Origin of the sequence: Aquimarina algiphila (assembly GCF_007489275.1) — a bacterium.
In the GTDB taxonomy this organism is placed as follows: Bacteria; Bacteroidota; Bacteroidia; order Flavobacteriales; family Flavobacteriaceae; genus Aquimarina; species Aquimarina algiphila.
Genome location: NZ_VLNR01000154.1, coordinates 1 through 2139, shown reverse-complemented (window position 1 = coordinate 2139; position 2139 = coordinate 1). Strand labels below are relative to the sequence as shown.

Genomic DNA, 2139 nt, shown 5'->3' with positions numbered 1-2139 from the left:
CTACAGAGGCTGGAGGAAGCTGGAGTTCAGCCGATATTACTATTGCAACGATTAATTCAAGCACTGGACTGATTACCGGAGTAGCAGCCGGTACGGTGACCATGACCTATACGATAAGTGGTACAGGCGGTTGTCCTGATGCTACTGCAACCAGGGATGTAACTATTACAGCACCACCAGTTGCTGGAACATTATCCGGAACTCAGGAAGCCTGTATTGCCGGTACCACCACTTTTAGCTCAACAGAAGCAGGCGGAAGCTGGAGTTCAGCCGATATTAGCATAGCAACGATTAATTCAAGTACTGGACTGATTACCGGAGTTGCAGCCGGTACAGTGACCATGACCTATACAGTAAGTGGTACAGGGGGATGTCCTGATGCTACAGCAACCAGGGATGTAACTATTACAGCACCACCAGTTGCAGGAACTCTATCCGGAACTCAGGAAGCCTGTATTGCCGGTACGACTACCTTTAGTTCAACAGAAGCAGGCGGAAGCTGGAGTTCAGCTAACACATCAATCGCAACGATCAACGCAAGCACCGGACTGATTACGGGAGTTGCAGCAGGTACGGTGACCATGACCTATACGATAAGTGGTACGGGCGGTTGTCCTGATGCTACTGCAACCAGGGATGTGACCATTACAGCACCACCAGTTGCTGGAACATTATCCGGAACTCAGGAAGCCTGTATTGCCGGTACGACTACCTTTAGTTCAACAGAAGCAGGAGGAAGCTGGAGTTCGGCAAACACATCAATCGCAACCATCAACGCAAGCACTGGACTGATTACGGGAGTAGCAGCCGGTACGGTAACGATGACCTATACGATAAGTGGTACGGGCGGTTGTCCTGATGCTACTGCAACCAGGGATGTAACTATTACAGCACCACCAGTTGCTGGAACATTATCCGGAACTCAGGAAGCCTGTATTGCCGGTACCACCACTTTTAGCTCAACAGAAGCAGGCGGAAGCTGGAGTTCAGCTAACACATCAATCGCAACGATTAATTCAAGCACCGGACTGATTACCGGAGTAGCAGCAGGTACGGTGACCATGACCTATACAGTAAGTGGTACAGGGGGATGTCCTGATGCTACTGCGACAAGGGATGTAACCATTACAGCTGCACCAGTTGCTGGAACACTATCGGGAACTCAAGAAGCCTGTATTGCTGGTACGACTACCTTTAGCTCAACAGAGGCAGGAGGAAGCTGGAGTTCAGCTAACACAGCAATCGCAACCATCAACGCAAGCACTGGACTGATTACGGGAGTTGCAGCCGGTACGGTAACGATGACCTATACGATAAGTGGTACGGGCGGTTGTCCTGATGCTACTGCAACCAGGGATGTAACTATTACAGCACCACCCACAGCAGGAACTTTATCTGGAACAACAGAGGCCTGTATTGCCGGTACGACTACCTTTAGTTCAACAGAGGCAGGAGGAAGTTGGAGTTCGGCAAACACTGCAATCGCAACCATTAACGCAAGCACCGGACTGATTACGGGAGTAGCAGCCGGTACGGTGACGATGACCTATACGGTAAGTGGCACAGGGGGATGTCCTGATGCTACAGCGACTAGAGATGTAACCATTACCGCACCACCAGTTGCTGGAACTCTATCCGGAACTCAGGAAGCCTGTATTGCCGGTACAACAACCTTTAGTTCTACAGAAGCAGGAGGAAGCTGGAGTTCAGCCGATATTAGCATAGCAACGATTAATTCAAGTACTGGACTGATTACCGGAGTTGCAGCGGGTACTGTGACCATGACCTATACGATAAGTGGCACAGGGGGATGTCCTGATGCTACAGCGACAAGGGATGTGACCATTACAGCACCACCCACAGCAGGAACCCTATCGGGAACTCAGGAAGCCTGTATTGCCGGTACGACGACTTTTAGCTCAACAGAGGCAGGCGGAAGCTGGAGTTCAGCCGATATTAGCATAGCAACGATTAATTCAAGCACTGGACTGATTACCGGAGTAGCAGCAGGTACGGTGACGATGACCTATACGGTAAGTGGTACAGGCGGATGTCCTGATGCTACTGCGATTAGGGATGTAACCATTACCGCACCACCAGTTGCTGGAACACTATCGGGAACTCAGGAAGCCTGTATTG

At 50.5% G+C, this 2139-nt stretch carries 1 protein-coding gene; it reads left to right on the top strand.

From position 1 onward, the window contains the following. Window positions 1-2139, top strand: a 2139-nt coding sequence (locus FOF46_RS30705) for a beta strand repeat-containing protein (protein WP_208746844.1), incomplete at both ends; no start/stop codon positions are given.